Consider the following 15,893-nt stretch of genomic DNA (forward strand, 5'->3'; position numbering starts at 1 on the left):
ACAGGTGCGGGTCGTGCCAGATGACGTCGAGCCTGTCGGAGTCGGCATAGATTGCCTAGTCGTAGAGCTTGGTGAATGAGGTTCGACCCTACCCGCCAGCGACGTCTCCGCCAACACGACCTCCGGACCAGTCCCACACCGCCGGTGGCAGTTAAACTAGATCGCATCCAACACGTCCCTGCATTTTCTCGGGGTCCACAACCACGCGCCAAGTCATTCCCACAGCGAACCGTCGGATCAGACGCGAACAGCGACGCGGCGCCGTGTGCGTCCCAAAGACCATCGCACTGCGATTGGTGATGATGCCGCAAACAGAGCAAATCGCGTGCCGAAGTGAAATCGCAGGCTCAGCGGGCACTTCCTAGCGGCGCGTAGTGTCAGGTTACTGACATTGAGTCTCAATGCCGACAACCGGCGGAGCAAGTGCCCGACAAAGCCCTGTTCGTGCGCTGAATGTGAGGAGCTGTCCTTGCGCGATATTTCAAGCATCCGGATTGCCTGCAACAGGCGTGGTTTGCTGGAAACCACTCCGATGTCGGCGGCAACGATCAGGAAAATGAAACCCGCTCTCCGACATCTCGCCGGGTCGGATGGGCATGCGACGCGGAAGCCGCAGGGTCGGGTCGCCGAGCTTGGGAACCTACCTGCCTTGGTAGTTCGCGCACGCGAAATGCGACTGGTATATTCCATATCGTGCATACGCTCCAACTAGCGACATGCTACCCGACTTTGCCCTGTCGAAGTAGGTAGTCGCGGGAAAAGCCGGACGATCTGCAAGCGCGTTCGGTTTTTTCTTTGTTAGGTTCTTCCCTCAAATAATGCGGTGAATGGACTATCAGCGGGCGCGTTGCTATCTGCTACATGCGAACGAAATAGAAAGGGAGACCCGACACACGGGTCAGAGTTCCGGGTATCACCCTTCAAGTTGAAGGAAATTGGATTGTTTGCGCCGTCGCGGAAGGCGATGAATGGAACTCTTCTCGCTTTGCCATGAATCTTACATCCTCTCTAGTTGAGATATTTCTAAAGTATCATCCTTGCCGATTGTCGTTCGAGGCGTGACAGGAGAGAGCGAATCTGCTTCTTCCTAATCAAAGCATTTTGGAAGACGCCAATATGGATGAAGCAGAAAACGACCTGCGTTTGATCGCCGTTATGCGGCGCTACTTCGCTGTTAGGGACGAGCTGGCAGGTTTGAAGTCCGCGCTTGAGGACAAGCGAAAAGCGGCGGGAATCGCGGTCGGCGAATTTTATCACGTGCGCGCCGACAACCAGCATGCAAAGGATGTAAGTCGCACCGTCGCGCTGAGACGGGAGCTGGAGTTTCTGATGAGCCTTGCCGAAGGCTGGTCCCGGGGAGACATCATTCATCTCGCCCCATCAGCCGAATGATCTGGCAAGCGCCGATGCTGCGGCGTGTCCTGTCGGGTTAGGAACGACCCCTCGCCGGGTCGCTCCTCCCTAAGACCGTACGCGCAGTTTCCCCGCATACGGCTCAAGCCTCCACTAGGCCCTGTTTGACCAGAGCCGCCAGTTCCTGTTTATCGGCAGAGTGGGCGGTTCCATCAGGCCGATCCGTAGTTTCCGAGGGCAGACCACGCCTGCGGCGAAGTAGCGGTCCCACATCGGATCAAACGGATTCGCTTCGGCCCGGATTTTGCGGTGGCGACGAATAGGAACGTCGGGTGTATGGAGTAACCGCCGGAACGTGATATTTCCGGCAGTATCCTCGACTGCTGCGCGGAATACCCAGTCTCGCCCTCGCTATCGGCCCAGTGATCGGATGCGGCGCCATGTGAGGACTGCGTCTGGACCCGGAGGCGAGATTGATTGCTGGCGGGAAGCGTTAGCGGCTCAACCCGAAAAATAATGGCCATCCGAGTTCGCGAGCTTTCGGAAAGGCGAGTCAAGGAATCCGCCGGGATGGAAAATGGTCTCTGCGCTTGCTGCGGGAAACGCCATCGTCCTTGCACCTTCGGAACTGCGGCCGTTCTCCATACCTCTACATCCCGACATCGCCAAGTGAGATTTACGGAATCGACCGCCGCCGGCGGCGCGATCATGAAACGATCGCATCCACCCAAATCAAACTGATGACGCTCGAGCTCGGAGGCAAGAGTCTTCCGCGGACTTGAAGGTCGCGGCCCGCTTCGTCGCCCGCTTCGGCAGGCGTTGCGAGCGTCGCGGACGTTGCTCGTCGACATGACTTGGTGCCGCAGCGGATTTACACCTGGCGCCGGCAGTTTGCGAAGAGGGCAGAAGTGCCCGGTGACGATTGGGCCAAGCAGCGAGTTTGAGGAACGCCAGAGACATGCCGGCCGCGAATTGTATTCATTCAAACAATCAATTTTACGCAGCGCCCCGAACGCCTTAAAAATTGCAGGACAGATGGAGTCGAACGAAACCTGAGCGGGTAAGTCATTGAGTTCGCTGCCCGCGAGCTGAAGACGACCGGGGAGTCTTCAAGTCCATCCGCAGATGCGTGCGACGGACGTAAGTTCGCAAGACGATATCACCTTTGTCGAGGTCGGCTAAGCAGCTAGACCTTTCCGGCCGATTGTGCCAACTCCCGACCAGGTTGAGCTGTGTGCAATCGGGGAGTCCTTTCGGGTTTACGGCACCTGCTAGAACGTGTGTGACGGCCGCAAGGGAGCATCATCTTTCTAACCGGAAAGTTCCCGCTGAGGGAAGTTTCCGGGGAGTGTGTTGCATCGCCCCGCCTCCGATTGTGACAGCGGCAGAACTCGACACGACGCACCAATTATCGATCACCTATTGCAGCCTCCGATTACGACGAAATTTGGCTTCAAACACGATTGAGGTGAGGCATGTTGTATAACTTCCTGCTTGCGTCCTGGGGGACGTCGGGTAATCTGGGCCCGTTGCTGACTGCAGCTCGACAACTGCAACGGGTTGGCCATAGCGCCCGCATTATGGCTGATCCAGAGATGCGGCGTGAAGTGGCTGCGGCGGGTTTCGACTTCGTCTCCTGGCGGCGTGCCCCGATGGGGATCGACGCGGATCCTGCCTGCTTTTCAGACATGCAGGACTGGTTCCAAAAGGCGGTGTTCGGCCCGGCGCCAGCCTACGCAGCCGACGTCCAGGATGAGATCGGCCGCATACCGACGGATGCTGTCATTGCCATCGATATGTTGTTTGGTGCCGTGTTGGGCGCCGAAGCCGCTGGCGTGCCGATCGCAATGTTGTCACCCCATGTGAGCCTTCGCCCTTTGCCAGGAATTCCGCCGGCCGCCAGCGGATTGGCGCAGCCGCAGACGCCAGAAGAGCGGATCGCGATCGCGGCGGCGAACGAAAATTGGGCTTGCTTCCTGGACCAATTCCTTTCGCTTCTAAACGAGGCGCGTGCCGGCCTCGGCCTGTCCGGTTTGGCCAGGACGGTGGATTTATTTGAGTGTGCCGATCGGTACTTGCTGGCGATCAGCCGGACCTTCGATTTTGAGGCCGACCTTCTACCGGACAACGTTCGTTATGTTGGGCCACTGCTGGAGCAGCCAAATTGGTCAAGGAGCTGGAAGGCGCCTTGGCCTGTGGACGCCAATCGACCTCGTGTGCTCGTCGCCTGCAGCTCCGGCGCTCAGGGTCAAGACGACTTGGTTCAACGGATCATTTGCGCATTGGGTACGCTGGACGTGCACGCGGTGGCGACCATCGGACCTCATGTTGACGCGGGGAAGCTGGTCGCCCCCGCGAACGTGCATCTGTTGCACGGCGCTCCGCATGACACAGTGATGAAGGAAGTCTGCCTTTTGATAACGCAGGGCGGCCACGGCACCGTCAGCCGGGGGCTGATAAACGGTCTACCGCAACTGGTGCTCCCCAACGGGCGCGACCAGGGGGATAATGCTGCACGAGTTGTGTCGAAGGGAGCTGGTCTTCGACTACCCCCGAGTGCTAGCGAAGCCGAGATCGCCCATGCCGTCAGTGGCCTGTTACAGGAGCCGCGCTATCGCGATGCGGCGCGCCGCTTGGGCGATGGCATCAAAGCTGAAATCGCCGCCTCCGGTCTCATTGACGAATTGGAGGCTATGGTGGCAAATAAATCCATTGTTGGATCGGCGACCTGATGCGGGCGGCTTGATCGTGCATTCGGATTGTTCGATTTTATCGTCGGTGCGCTCAGGCATTTCCTCCATGGGTATTTAGGCACCGATATCTTTCCTTCGATGCTTGCCTACCGGGCAAGTCGATCTTCGTCTCCGGCTTGGTGCCGCTCACAGTTCATCATGTTCAAGTGCTGCCCCATTTGCCACGGGCATTCTCAACTGGATCAGTTTGCAATCGGCAAGCCATTGCTCTCGCGGTCTGAGTGCCGCGGGTCGTTCCCCTCTATGACACAAACACTCTACCCTTTGCTGGCGAGCCCAAAAAAGAGCCGAACCCCATGAATGTAGCCGAATCGAGCCCCGTCCTGATGAACCGCGCCGGGGTGTGCCTTGCGCACTTCGAAGCAATATCGGCTTCGCCCCTAAGTCCGCCGCTCGTCCTGATTCACGGCTGGACCGGCGATCACAGGATATTCACGCCGCAGATCGAATATTTTGCTAAAAGTCGGCACGTCATGGCGGTAAACCTCCGCGGTCACGGAGACAGCGACGCGCCGAAGCAGGAGTACACGATCGAGGATTTTGCTGACGACGTAGCGTGGCAATGCAGCGAGCGGAACCTGGTGAAACCGCTGATCATCGGCCACAGCATGGGTGGATCGGTCGCACTCGAGCTGTGCGGCCGCCATCCTGAGCTGGCCTCTGGTGTGGTGATGATCGATTCTATTGTCACGCCCCGGTGGGCGCTTCGCGACAGCCCCGAAATTGATCAGTTCCTGGATGCAATTTCGAGCTCAAACTATCGGGAGGTTTTGCGAAAAAACGCGTGGTCCATGGCCCTCGACTACGACGACCCTTCCAGGCGCGAGAGCATCCACAACACCTATATCCGCGCCTCGTGCGAGAAGACACCGCAGCATGTGGCGTATTCTGCAATGCGCAATTTCATCCTCAACTATGATGCGTCTCCTGCGGCAACGCGTTGCAAGGTCCCGATGGCCTACATCGCTGCCGATGTGCCGCTGGTGAGCGCTGCATGTGATCTCGACTGGCTAAAGGTTCGCTGCTCCCAACTCGTTTTGGCCAAGACGCTGTTGGCTGGCCATTTCAATACCATCGAGGTGGCTGACCAGGTAAATGCGATGCTCGACCGCTTCTTAGCAGTCGGCCTTAGGCCGCGCCCCACCACCCGGATGTAACGGATGTGCCTAATAGACTGGTTTGCGATGCTATGCCGACCGAGGCCAGCCGAATTCGTGTAGGGTCCGCTGTCGCGACCGACATGAAATCTGGCGGGGAGTGTAAAGGCGTTCTCAAGGCAAGCGGCGCTTGATCGTCGTTAATGTAACCGTGGTGCGGATTGCCCGGCACGACCTGTCATGCCATGAAAGTTTCGCCTCGTTGCTCGCCAAGCGGGCATTAGACCTGATCTGTGTTTCGATGACGCGCTCTATACCGCGGGTCGAACGGCCGGTTACAACAGCCGCACGCGCATCGCCCACAGCCGCACCATCTTCTTGTCATTTGACCGCTAACCATCGCCATCACGGCCGCATTTGCGTATTCGCCTGACCTTTGCGCCTCCTTGCAGGCGTGAATCGTACGCATGTTTCTTGGGAGGCTAGCGAGACGAAAATGGTCGCTCTCCGCTCCGTGACCAAATATGTGGTCGCTCGCCACCATCACCGGGCAGGGCAATCCATTCGTCACGTGATGGCCGACCAAGCACTCCTGAGAGCCTCGGCGAGGCGCACCTTCCCGCCCGTGCACTCAATACCAGGCCTGGTGACCTATGCGCGCCTTCGCCCTTGTGGGGAAATCAGTACGAGGATCGTCTCAGAGCCATATGGAAGTGACAAACCTGGAGCGGTTGCGACATTGCAGTGCGACTTATCCTACAAGGCCTTCATGCTCCCAAGCCTTTGATTCCAGAGGGTCAGTTCAGATGCGCTTGATTGGCACAGCTCTTGCCGAGACGAGAGGCGGAGCGGTTTGTTTCAACCGCTTGGACGTTGGATTTCGGCGAGGTAAATTATGCGCGGTACATTTCTGAATAGATTGGTGTTGGCTATGGTTTTGGCGATGGCATTCACCATGGCGGCTTCTGCCAAGGCGCCGATGACCACTGTTGCCAAGCCGATCGATTCCAACCCTAACAACGCTCCCAACGACGCCGCCGACCCTCGCGCCTATCTGAATGAGATTGACGGCGAAAAGGCGATGGTCTGGGTGAAGGCGCATAACCAATCAACCGTCAACAAACTGTCGAAAGATCCACGCTATGGCGAATATCAGGCTGACATTCTGAAGATCTTGCAAGCCACCGATCGCATTGTTCGGCCCGGCTTCGCGCATGGCAGCACGATCGACAACTTTTGGCAGGACGGCACGCACGTGCAGGGTCTGTGGCGGCGGACGAGCTGGGAAGCCTACAGGTCTGGAAGCCCTCAATGGCGCGTCATTCTCGATGTCGAGGCGCTGTCCAAACTCGAGGATAAGACCTGGGTGCTCAGAAGCGAGAACTGCCTGCCGCCCGTCGACAATCTCTGCCTGCTCAGCCTGTCTGATGGCGGCAAGGATGCAGATGTGGTGCGCGAATTCGACATCGCCAGGGGCCAGTTCGTTAAGGAAGGCTTCGTCCTGCCTGAGGGCAAGCAGTCGGCGACTTGGGTGGACGAGAACACCATCTACGTGACTCGGGAATGGACGCCGGGCGAAGTGACGGATTCCGGCTACGGCTACGTCACCAAGGTGCTGAAGCGGGGCCAGAGCCTCGATCAGGCGGTCGAGATTTTTCGCGGCGACAAGAAAGACGTCTCGTCTCGCCGCAGCGTGATGCGCGACATTGATGGCAAGTATGTGATGGACATCTCCTATCGCGACCTCGACTCGTTCAACACAGAACTAGCCTTCTACCCGAACGGTCACACCGATAACCGCAAGGTCGTTCTGCCATTCCCGACCACAGCTGCTTTAAGTGGCTACTACAAGGGCCAGGCAATCTACAATTTGAAGTCGGACTGGGCCTCGGCCAATGGCACCGTCTTCCACAATGGCGCGCTAATCGCTTTCGATCTCCGCGCGGCGCTCGCCGATCCGGCGCACGTTGAACCACTTGTGCTGTTCATGCCGAACGACCACCAGTCTGTCCAAGGGATTACCCAGACGAAAAATCATCTTGTGCTGTCGATCCAGTCGAATGTCAGCAGCGAGGTACGCAGCTTTGATTTCGGCAAGAATGGCTGGTCGTCCTTTAAATTGGCCCTGCCGGAAAATTCGACTTTGTCCGTGACGTCGAGCGACAATGAGAGCGATCACCTGTTCATCTTCTCGGAAGGTTTCCTCGAACCCTCCACCCTTTTTTACGCGGATGCTGCAAGCGGCAATGTCGAGAAGCTCAAGTCGAGCCCGGAACGCTTCGATGCTGAAGACCTGCAAGTACAGCAGTTCTGGGCGACCTCGGAGGATGGAACGAAAGTTCCCTACTTCCTCGTGGCGCGCAAAGATATTAAGCTCGACGGCACGAACCCCACCATCCTCTATGCTTATGGCGGTTTTGAAATTTCAATGCGTCCCACCTATTTGGCAACACTTGGCAAGTTGTGGTTGGAAAAGGGGGGTGCCTACGCGCTGGCCAATATACGAGGGGGTGGCGAATTCGGACCAAAATGGCACGAGGCCGGTTTGAAAACCCATCGTCAGCGTGTCTATGACGACTTCCAGGCCGTGGCGCAGGACCTGATCGCGAAGAAGGTTACCTCGGCACCGCATCTCGGGATCATGGGTGGTTCGAACGGCGGCCTGCTGATGGGCGTGCAACTGACCGAGCGCCCTGATCTATGGAACGCGGCCGTGATCCAGGTGCCGCTTCTCGACATGGTCAACTTCACCCACATGTCGGCAGGAGCCTCGTGGCAGGGCGAATATGGCAATCCGGACGATCCTGTCGAAGGCGCCTTTCTGCGCTCGATCTCGCCATATCATAACGTAAGGGCGGGTGTGGGTTATCCGGAGCCTTTCTTCGAAACCTCGACCAAAGATGACCGCGTCGGTCCGGCGCACGCGCGCAAAATGGCCGCCCTGTTCGAAGATATGAGTCTGCCCTTCTACTATTACGAAAACATCGAGGGCGGCCACGCCGCTGCCGCCAACCTGCAGGAACGCGCGCGCCTCTACGCGCTCGAATACACCTACATGTCTCAAAAACTCATGGACAATAAGTGAGCATGGATCCTCGCGATTGGAACGGATTTGCAATCCGGTTCGAGTAAAGGATCGGACCGTTGCCGCGTGCGTTTCTTTGGCGGCGGACACGCACGACAAAATCGGGTTGTATCAAGCCCCAATGCTTCTTCCGCGCTCAGAAGACCTATCTGGTCTTACGCAAGATCGCCTTACGTCCCTCGATAATTTCTTGGCACCGTATTTGCGCGAACTGATCAACCCAGGTTCGTTCCTATCGATCCGGCGTCCTGATCCGAATGCCGATCGACCGGAATTAGGACGAGACAACTGGAAAAACTGGAGACTGCTTTGGAGGATGCTTCAAAACACGCGCAGACGGCACTCGCCGTGCTCCGAATCGTTACCGCCCTGCTGCTCATTGAACATGGCGCCATGAAGCTAGCCGGATTCCCCGCGTTCGGCGTTGGCGGAGCAGGGGACGAAGCCAATTTATCCACTCTGATGCTGATTTTTAGCCTTCGGGAGGTGTTCGGCGGCCTGGCTGTGCTGACTGGCCTCCTGACCAGACCGGTTGCATTCCTTTTATCCGGGCAGATGGGCCTCGGCTATTGGACTACCAATTTCTCAGGCAAGAGCGCCTTTCCCGTGCCGAACGGCGGCGATGGTACGCTCCTGTTTTGCTTCATCTTTCTTTATCTGGCCTCTACAGGGCCCGGGGCTTGGAGCTTTGACGCAAAGATGAAGCGAATATGAGAGGGGCTTCGTGACTGCAGCGGGAAGAATCGTACGTCCGGAACCACCATCGTTGAATTCCCCGCTTTGGATCGTATCGGGAAGTCACCGTATGACATCTGGTCAGCAAACATGCTGAAGAGTAAGTGACGACTGACCTAGAGAAGCTCTCCTTCTTTATTCAGAATATACCACGAACTTATTGGGGATCGCGAGCGTCAACCTTTGCGGTTGACAATGCCGATTGCCTGTCGACATAGGTATACAACAACATTAGGTCGACAAGAAGCGGCGTCGAGGTGGAACCCGCCACGGGCGAATGCTAGTAGACGAAACCAAAAACAACCGCTCTCCGAGCGCCGTAATCGGCCAACCCTTCAGTCCACGCCTAAGAGGCGAAGGCGACTGAAGATCCTGAGGCAGATGTCATGCCTGCCAACACTCGGATAAGAGTGGAGAGGAAATAAACCGCCTCGTCACTGGAGGTTTCGGGCGCCGGGCAAGCTATGTTCAATTAAAAAATGGTTGTCGCAAGCTCTATGAAACTCGAGAGACGATCTTGTATGAACCGACAAGATCGATGTCGCTGGCACCTGGAGAACACATGATGGAAAATAGCGCCGATGATGCCGTTTTTCGATATTGCGGCTCAACGTTCGATAGCATGATCGAAACTCTCAGCGAGGTTTTCGGGACATTCGACGCTGAACTCGTAAGTCGCTCCCAAGAGTTCCATTGGGGGATCGATCTTTCGACTTGTGAAGGCGCCGTGTTGATTACCGGTTCCCATCAGGATGGGTTTCAGTTCCGCACGGAATGGTGCTCGGGTGCAACGGAGCATCTATCGATCGTGGTGCCGCGCAGCGGTGGCATGGGGGTTACGTACGGTCGGCGCACCGCCGAGGCAGCACAAGGGAAATTGCTGCTTTACCGGAATTTCGAGCCTGACGGCATCGTGATGCACGGGCAAGCCAATCTAATAGATGAGTTGGTGCTTGATTGGGCCTTATTCCAACGGACAATTTGCGAGACTTTTGACGTGCCTTTCAATGGCTCCCTTGACCTCCTGCCTGAGCTGGATCTGTCAACGCCAGTTGGCCGCACGATCGGCAATCTCGCCGAAACAATCATCGACGGAATGCGCGCTAATGGTCCGCTTTTGCAGTCTCCTATAGCCATGGCACATATTTCGCAGGCGCTCGCCGATGTGGTGATAAGGATGGTGCCTCATCGGCTATTGCATCTGCTGGATAAGAAACCCAGCATGATCGCTCCCAGACATGTTCGACGCGGGATCGAGTTCATGCGGGCCAATATCGACCAGCCGATTACAATGCCGATGGTGGCAGACGCAGCGGTGGTTTCCACCCGAGCGCTCGAAGCTGGTTTTCGTGCTTTTAAGGACATGACACCCGCAGCCTATCTACAAATGCTTCGGTTGCGGGCAGCACGGGAAGACCTGCTAGATCCAGAGAACCGCATGCTTTTGAAAGACATCTGCCTGAAATGGGGGTTCTTTCAGTTCGGGAGGTTTTCCGCAGTTTATAGGGCGCACTATGGAGAAAATCCGTCTGAAACAAGGAGAGGCGCTTGCGGGTTGCATTCTTTTAGCGCCCCGGGACGAAAAAAGATTGGCTGGAAATGACGGACCGATTGTTTTCAAGGCGAAACGATCATGTTGGATTTCAACCGCTACCTTGTCTTCGTCATTCTTGCCATCGGTTCCACAGCGTTGGAACTCCCGTCAGTACGCGATAAAAAAATTAAGCCGCAGACCCGCGAATTGCGGACACACTGTATCGGCACAAAACGAACGTCCGGTGTCCGAACGTTGTTTCGATAAACGCTCGGTTGGGTCTGCACCCAGCGGTCAAATAACCAGGCCGCCGACAGAAAGTGAGTGAGACCTGCCAGGTTGAAGAGCACCAGTGCCCTACGAGGACTGGAATACCGCCGCTTTCAAAAAGACGTGGTCTCCTGTGGCGCAGTTTCTGCCCGCCAACCGCTTGTGCCGGCCGATATCCCCTTACTGTAAGGCGACGGCCAGGGTGGCAGCAGTCAAGAAGCATGACTCCGGCGGCTTGCCGATTACTGCGGCGGCTCGTGGATTGGCGATAGCCATTTGCGAAACGAATTGGTCTTATCCAAACAATCGATTTTCAATCGCCGCCGACATCGCATACGGCAATTACGTCGTTCCAATTCGTCGGAGCAATTCTAATGTACGTTCTCGATTTAGAGGAGATGGCCCAGTTCTTCGTGAAATCGTTCACGCTGGTTGCGATATTTGCTACGACATGCGTCGTACTCGAGGTGATCTTTCCGGCTTATCGATATAGCTTTGCCTCGTACGTTCGCGGCGCGCGGAATTGGGTTATTCGCATTGGATGCGGTGCTGTAATCTGGCACTTGTATGCTCTGGGTTTGCAATTGTTAGGGATTAAACCGCTCCTTCTGTAACGGGCTGTCCCGAGTCAATCCCTTTTGAGCTTAATCCCTCGCCGAGTGCTTGCTTCTGTCCGCAGTCGACGCCGGGGTCGCTGCTTTATGGGGTCTGCTGAGGACCGGCTGGCCAATCTAAGGACGCGCAGTCACCTCAGTGCTGCTTGCGGTTCATCGGCCTATCCGCTCCATCGTCCCGGCGAAGGGACCTTGCTCCGGTGGGCTGATGGTGGTGCCCGCCCGAAACCTTGTCTTGTTGTCTCGCTTCCTGCTCAGGCGGTCATGGCTGACGCCGCCTTGTGGGGAATGAAGTTGGTTTTATCCCTGAGCATGTGGTGCAACACCACCGCCAGCTTACGGGCCAGCGCAACACGCGCCTTTCTGGGTCCCGCACGTCTTGCAACCGCCAGCGCCCAGCTTTTGAGATCCGAACCCTTCACGGGGCGCGTCAGGATGACATTGGCCGCCTCGTAGAGCGCGGTTCGTACGCCCGCATCACCGATCTTCGAGATGCGGCCGCTATAATCGGTTTCGCCCGATTGATACTTCTTGGGCGTCAATCCGAAATGCGGCCCCACCGCTCGTGATGATCGGAAGCGCTCAGGCGCGTCAACAGCCGACACGAATGTCAGCGCCACCAGCACGCCAACGCCGGGCGTCGTCATCAGCCGACGTGCATTATCGTCCTGACGGGCCATGACACGCAGCTTTCGTTCAAAACCTGCAAATTCGTCCATAAGCGCGTCGCGCACCTTCAACAGTGAAACGGTGATCGCCTCCAAGGTCGGATGACCTTCAATCAGCTCGCGGATCCGTGCCGCATAGGTGCGCCGCGTGGTCGGCCCTACCTTGAGGCCGAAACCGCGCAGAATGCCCCGGAGGCTCATCTCGATGTCGTGAAGTTTTCCCTGGATGAGCTTGCGTGCGGTCAGCAGCGCTCGCACCTCCTGGGCCGGAAGAGATTTGCAGTGGACCGGCCTGAACCAGCCAAGCCGCATTAACTGCGCAATACCCCGTGCGTCCTTCTTGTCGGTCTTCACGGGCATCGTCTTGAAGGCCGCCCGCACGTGGCGCGTCTCGATCAGTTCGACCGCCAGATCCGCCTTCGCCATTTCCGCGTAAAGCCATTGCGACAAGGGGCCAGCCTCAAGACCAATTCGTTCCATCGCCGCGCCCTGCTCGCCAAACCAGGCGATCAGCGCATCGGGTTCACTGTGGACCTTTGCCTCGCGCACGATGCGGCCATCCGCATCCACCACGCACACACTCGAGTATTCCAACGAGACATCGATTCCGGCATACTGCTTCATGGTCGTCTCTCCGTGATGCTATGGAGCAGGCCACTCCTGACTCCGCGACACCATCATTGTGAGGGACGACCACCAAGCCTTCAAACTCGCCTGGCTGGGATCCGCCCGTTACACCATCTAACGGTCAATTTTGGTGCCTTGCTTCACTCTAGCAATCCGCTCATCAACACGGGGCTCGCCGTCCTTTCAGGTGTGCTCGTCGCGATAGCCGGTGACTTCTTCTATTATTGGATGCATCGCGCCCAACACGCCGTTCCGTTCCTTTGGCGCCTGCATGCCACTCATCACTCAATTCGTGAACTGACGGCCTGGAATTGCAATCATCATTTTACCGAGCCATTTGTATACGCATTGTTTGTCACGCTACCACTTACGCTGGTTAACTTCGAATCAGGCGTCGTGCCCGTCGTTGCCATGACCCTAATTACCTTTCAGGCCCACCTTTCTCACTCTAGCACACGAGTCAACCTTGGGCCGCTCCGATACATTATCGGCGACAACAAATTCCACCGCATTCACCACTCGATGGAACCGCATCATCGGCATCGAAACTATGGGTTCTTTACGACGGTATGGGACACGATTTTCCGCACGGCATATTGGCCGAAAAAGGACGAGTGGCCGCAAGTTGGTCTCCGAGATCAGTCCGAACCACTCACCGTACGTGACTATTTTATGTTTCCGTTTGATAAGCGACGTTGGATCAGAACCAAGGTCGGAAATGGTATGCGGGGAGTTGAGGCTGGCGGATTGAACGCGGCGGAAAGAGATGGACCTGTTCGTTCGGATATCAGTTCCGCAGCTTGAAGTTCAAAGAGTTGGGTCTGATCTAAACTTGGTGGCGGCCTTGATCAGGAGGCTGCTTAGCGAGAAGATCTGCAAGGCTGCGGCCCACCGTTTGGTGATGATCCTATCCGGCAAGTTGAGCACGAGGGTCGGCTCAGATCCGTTTCATCTTAGCATCAAAGCTCCCCGGCCCGGCCAAGACCAGATACAGGACGACGAAGCAAAACAGGATTAAGCCATCGCCGCCGCCTGCGGGCAGCATTGGCGAAAACCAACTGTCCTGCCGGTGCCTCGCCGCCTGAGGGGAAGCCAAATAGTTTCACAGTGCCATGTTCAGTGAATAGCCGCGCGGCAACAATCCAGAGCACGGCAAGTGCCGTCTGCGTGTTTTGAAACGTTCCTTCAAATTAGTATTGAGCCTCTTCGCCGCATCATAAACTCCCGCTCAATCGGGATCCGGGTCAGAAGGCGCTCGACCGCTGGGATGAACCGAATTGATCTCTGGCAAATATCACGCCAATAGAAATTCGCAGAGGACGTGAAACCATTGTTACGCATGGAAAGGTCTTTCCGGGCGCCGAAGGGGATTGCCCTCCGAACAGATCGACTACCGATATAGCGATGACAAAAGGCCTGCCGTTCACTCGCTGAAGTTCACCAGGATGCTGTGCGGATCGCTCTTTCTTTCCCACCAAATGGGCCCGCTGTCGGACTGCGCGATATTCAATTTTCCGCCCACTATGCGATTTGCGAAGAAAGTTTTCACAGAGCGTCTTTGCGCTGTGAAAACGTCAATTTGTATTACTAATGAGGAGTACTGATAGGTTTGTAGGGCGTACATACACGCTGTGGATAGATAAGTTATGCGGTTCAATGGGCTTGACCTAAATCTCCTAGTCGCGCTCGACGCCCTGATGAGCGAACGCAATCTGACGGCGGCGGCGCGCAGTATCAACCTGAGCCAGCCAGCCATGAGCGCGGCGGTCGCACGGTTGCGCACCTATTTCCAAGATGAGCTGTTTACGATGGCCGGCCGCGAATTTATCCCCACCCGGCGGGCTGAAGGTATCGCGCCGGCGGTGCGCGAGGCTCTGCTGCAGATTCAGCTCTCCATTATTTCGAGGGAGCCGTTTGACCCGGCTAGGTCGGATCGCCGCTTCAAAATTGTGCTTTCCGATTACGTTACACTCGTGTTTTTCGAAAGGATTGCGGAGCGTGTCGCGCGAGAAGCTCCCGGCGTCAGCTTCGAATTTCTTCCCCCCGGCGATGATAATGAAGACCTTCTTCGGCGCGGCGACGTTGATTTTTTCATTCTGCCGGAAATATTCTTATCAAACGCCCATCCCCAAGCGAGACTGTTCGATGATGTCCACGTGTGCGTAGGCTGCACCTCGAACAAGCAACTGGAAGAGCCGTTTACGTTCGAGAGATACATGTCGATGGGGCACGTTGTGGCCAAATTCTATACGCGGAGGCCGGGACTCGAGGATTCGTGCCTCCTCGAGCACGGTCGCGAGAGACGGATCGACGTCGTCGTACATGGCTTCAGTATGATTCCGTCCATGGTTTCGGGCAATGAGCGCATAGGAACCATGCCCTTACGGCTGGCGCAGCACTTCGCAAGAACAATGCCGCTGCGCATCGTCGAGCTTCCGCTGCCACGACACCTTCCGTTCACCGAAGCCGTTCAATGGCATGAACTTCACAATAGTGATCCGGGAAGCGTCTGGATGCGCGAAATGCTGTTTGAGGAGGCGTCCCGCATGGTTTCGCCGATTGCCACGACCGCGCCGCTCAGCAACTCAAACCAGCACGAATGTTGTCCTGCGCACATGTGATCCGAAAACTTCATCGGGCCATGACTATTATATGGCTGCCATAGCGCCGTTTCGGGCGCCGCGCTATACGCCGCGCGTTAATGCTGCCGGCAAGCTTATACGTTCCCGCGCCCGCTCGCCGACCGCTTTGACGATAGTGGGATTAGCTTAACACCGGGGACGCTAGTTTAGGGTAGCCGATCGCGAACATCGCTCATCCATGACCTCACGTTTTGCCGGTCTGTCTGCCGCTCAACGATGTCGGAGATGCGACTACGCCGTGAGGGCCACTTGGGTGATCTTGTTGGAAAGTGGCACTTTGAGCCATCGGCAGATCCGGATAATGCACGCGCCCCGCCGAAGAGTAGATGATTGCGTCCATCGCTCGTATGTGACTGCTGGGCTGCCGGACAATTGCCGCAGGGTATCTTGTCGACGTGCTCACTGCCCAGTTGGATCAATGTCGCGGACATGGTCATGAAGAACCCCCGGTCAACGCCGTGCCAAGATTGTAGGACTCGGCGCGGCGATGGCGGGTGATCAAATTGATCGGTGAT

9 protein-coding genes and 3 pseudogenes are annotated in these 15,893 nt (G+C 56.7%); 11 read left to right on the forward strand and 1 reads right to left on the reverse strand.

Annotated features, from left to right (window positions below):
* Positions 1-1,116: 1,116 nt before the first annotated feature.
* The 9 genes and pseudogenes from RTCIAT899_RS20030 to RTCIAT899_RS34145 all read left to right on the forward strand — a co-directional run.
* Positions 1,117-1,392 carry a hypothetical protein gene (locus RTCIAT899_RS20030; RefSeq protein ID WP_004120034.1) on the forward strand — a complete coding sequence of 92 codons (276 nt, stop codon included), beginning with the start codon at positions 1,117-1,119 and terminating at the stop codon, positions 1,390-1,392.
* Between the two features lie 529 nt (positions 1,393-1,921).
* Positions 1,922-2,120, forward strand: a pseudogene (locus RTCIAT899_RS34140) (aldehyde dehydrogenase family protein); the annotation flags it as partial.
* 66 nt (positions 2,121-2,186) lie between these two features.
* Positions 2,187-2,297 (forward strand): annotated as a pseudogene (locus RTCIAT899_RS34610) (transposase); the annotation flags it as partial.
* Positions 2,298-2,828: 531 nt separating this feature from the next.
* Entirely contained in the window at positions 2,829-4,085 is a 1,257-nt protein-coding gene (locus RTCIAT899_RS20035) for a glycosyltransferase (RefSeq protein ID WP_004120036.1), read from the forward strand.
* Positions 4,086-4,402: 317 nt separating this feature from the next.
* Positions 4,403-5,263: an alpha/beta fold hydrolase gene (locus tag RTCIAT899_RS20040; RefSeq protein WP_004120039.1), complete on the forward strand. Its 861-nt coding sequence runs from the start codon at positions 4,403-4,405 to the stop codon at positions 5,261-5,263.
* Between the two features lie 835 nt (positions 5,264-6,098).
* Positions 6,099-8,288: a prolyl oligopeptidase family serine peptidase gene (locus tag RTCIAT899_RS20045; RefSeq protein WP_004120041.1), complete on the forward strand. Its 2,190-nt coding sequence runs from the start codon at positions 6,099-6,101 to the stop codon at positions 8,286-8,288.
* Between the two features lie 309 nt (positions 8,289-8,597).
* Positions 8,598-9,002, forward strand: a complete 405-nt coding sequence (locus tag RTCIAT899_RS20050; RefSeq protein ID WP_004120043.1) for a DoxX family protein — start codon at positions 8,598-8,600, stop codon at positions 9,000-9,002.
* A gap of 583 nt (positions 9,003-9,585) precedes the next feature.
* Positions 9,586-10,626: a helix-turn-helix transcriptional regulator gene (locus RTCIAT899_RS20055; protein WP_004120045.1), complete on the forward strand. Its 1,041-nt coding sequence runs from the start codon at positions 9,586-9,588 to the stop codon at positions 10,624-10,626.
* 575 nt (positions 10,627-11,201) lie between these two features.
* Positions 11,202-11,435 (forward strand): annotated as a pseudogene (locus RTCIAT899_RS34145) (sterol desaturase family protein); the annotation flags it as partial.
* A gap of 260 nt (positions 11,436-11,695) precedes the next feature.
* On the opposite strand, the gene RTCIAT899_RS20065 reads toward RTCIAT899_RS34145, so the two are convergent.
* Positions 11,696-12,733, reverse strand: a complete 1,038-nt coding sequence (locus tag RTCIAT899_RS20065) for an IS110 family RNA-guided transposase (RefSeq protein WP_004119987.1) — start codon at positions 12,731-12,733, stop codon at positions 11,696-11,698.
* 15 nt (positions 12,734-12,748) lie between these two features.
* Here RTCIAT899_RS20065 and RTCIAT899_RS32205 point away from each other — a divergent pair, with 15 nt between their 5' ends.
* On the forward strand, positions 12,749-13,540 hold the full coding sequence (locus RTCIAT899_RS32205) for a sterol desaturase family protein (RefSeq protein WP_004120049.1): 792 nt from the start codon (positions 12,749-12,751) through the stop codon (positions 13,538-13,540).
* An 842-nt stretch (positions 13,541-14,382) separates the two neighbouring features.
* Positions 14,383-15,357 (forward strand): LysR family transcriptional regulator, encoded by a 975-nt coding sequence (locus tag RTCIAT899_RS20080; RefSeq protein ID WP_004120053.1) that lies wholly within the window; start codon positions 14,383-14,385, stop codon positions 15,355-15,357.
* The last annotated feature ends 536 nt before the right edge of the window (positions 15,358-15,893 follow it).

This window comes from Rhizobium tropici CIAT 899 (assembly GCF_000330885.1).
GTDB classification, from domain to species: Bacteria; Pseudomonadota; Alphaproteobacteria; order Rhizobiales; family Rhizobiaceae; genus Rhizobium; species Rhizobium tropici.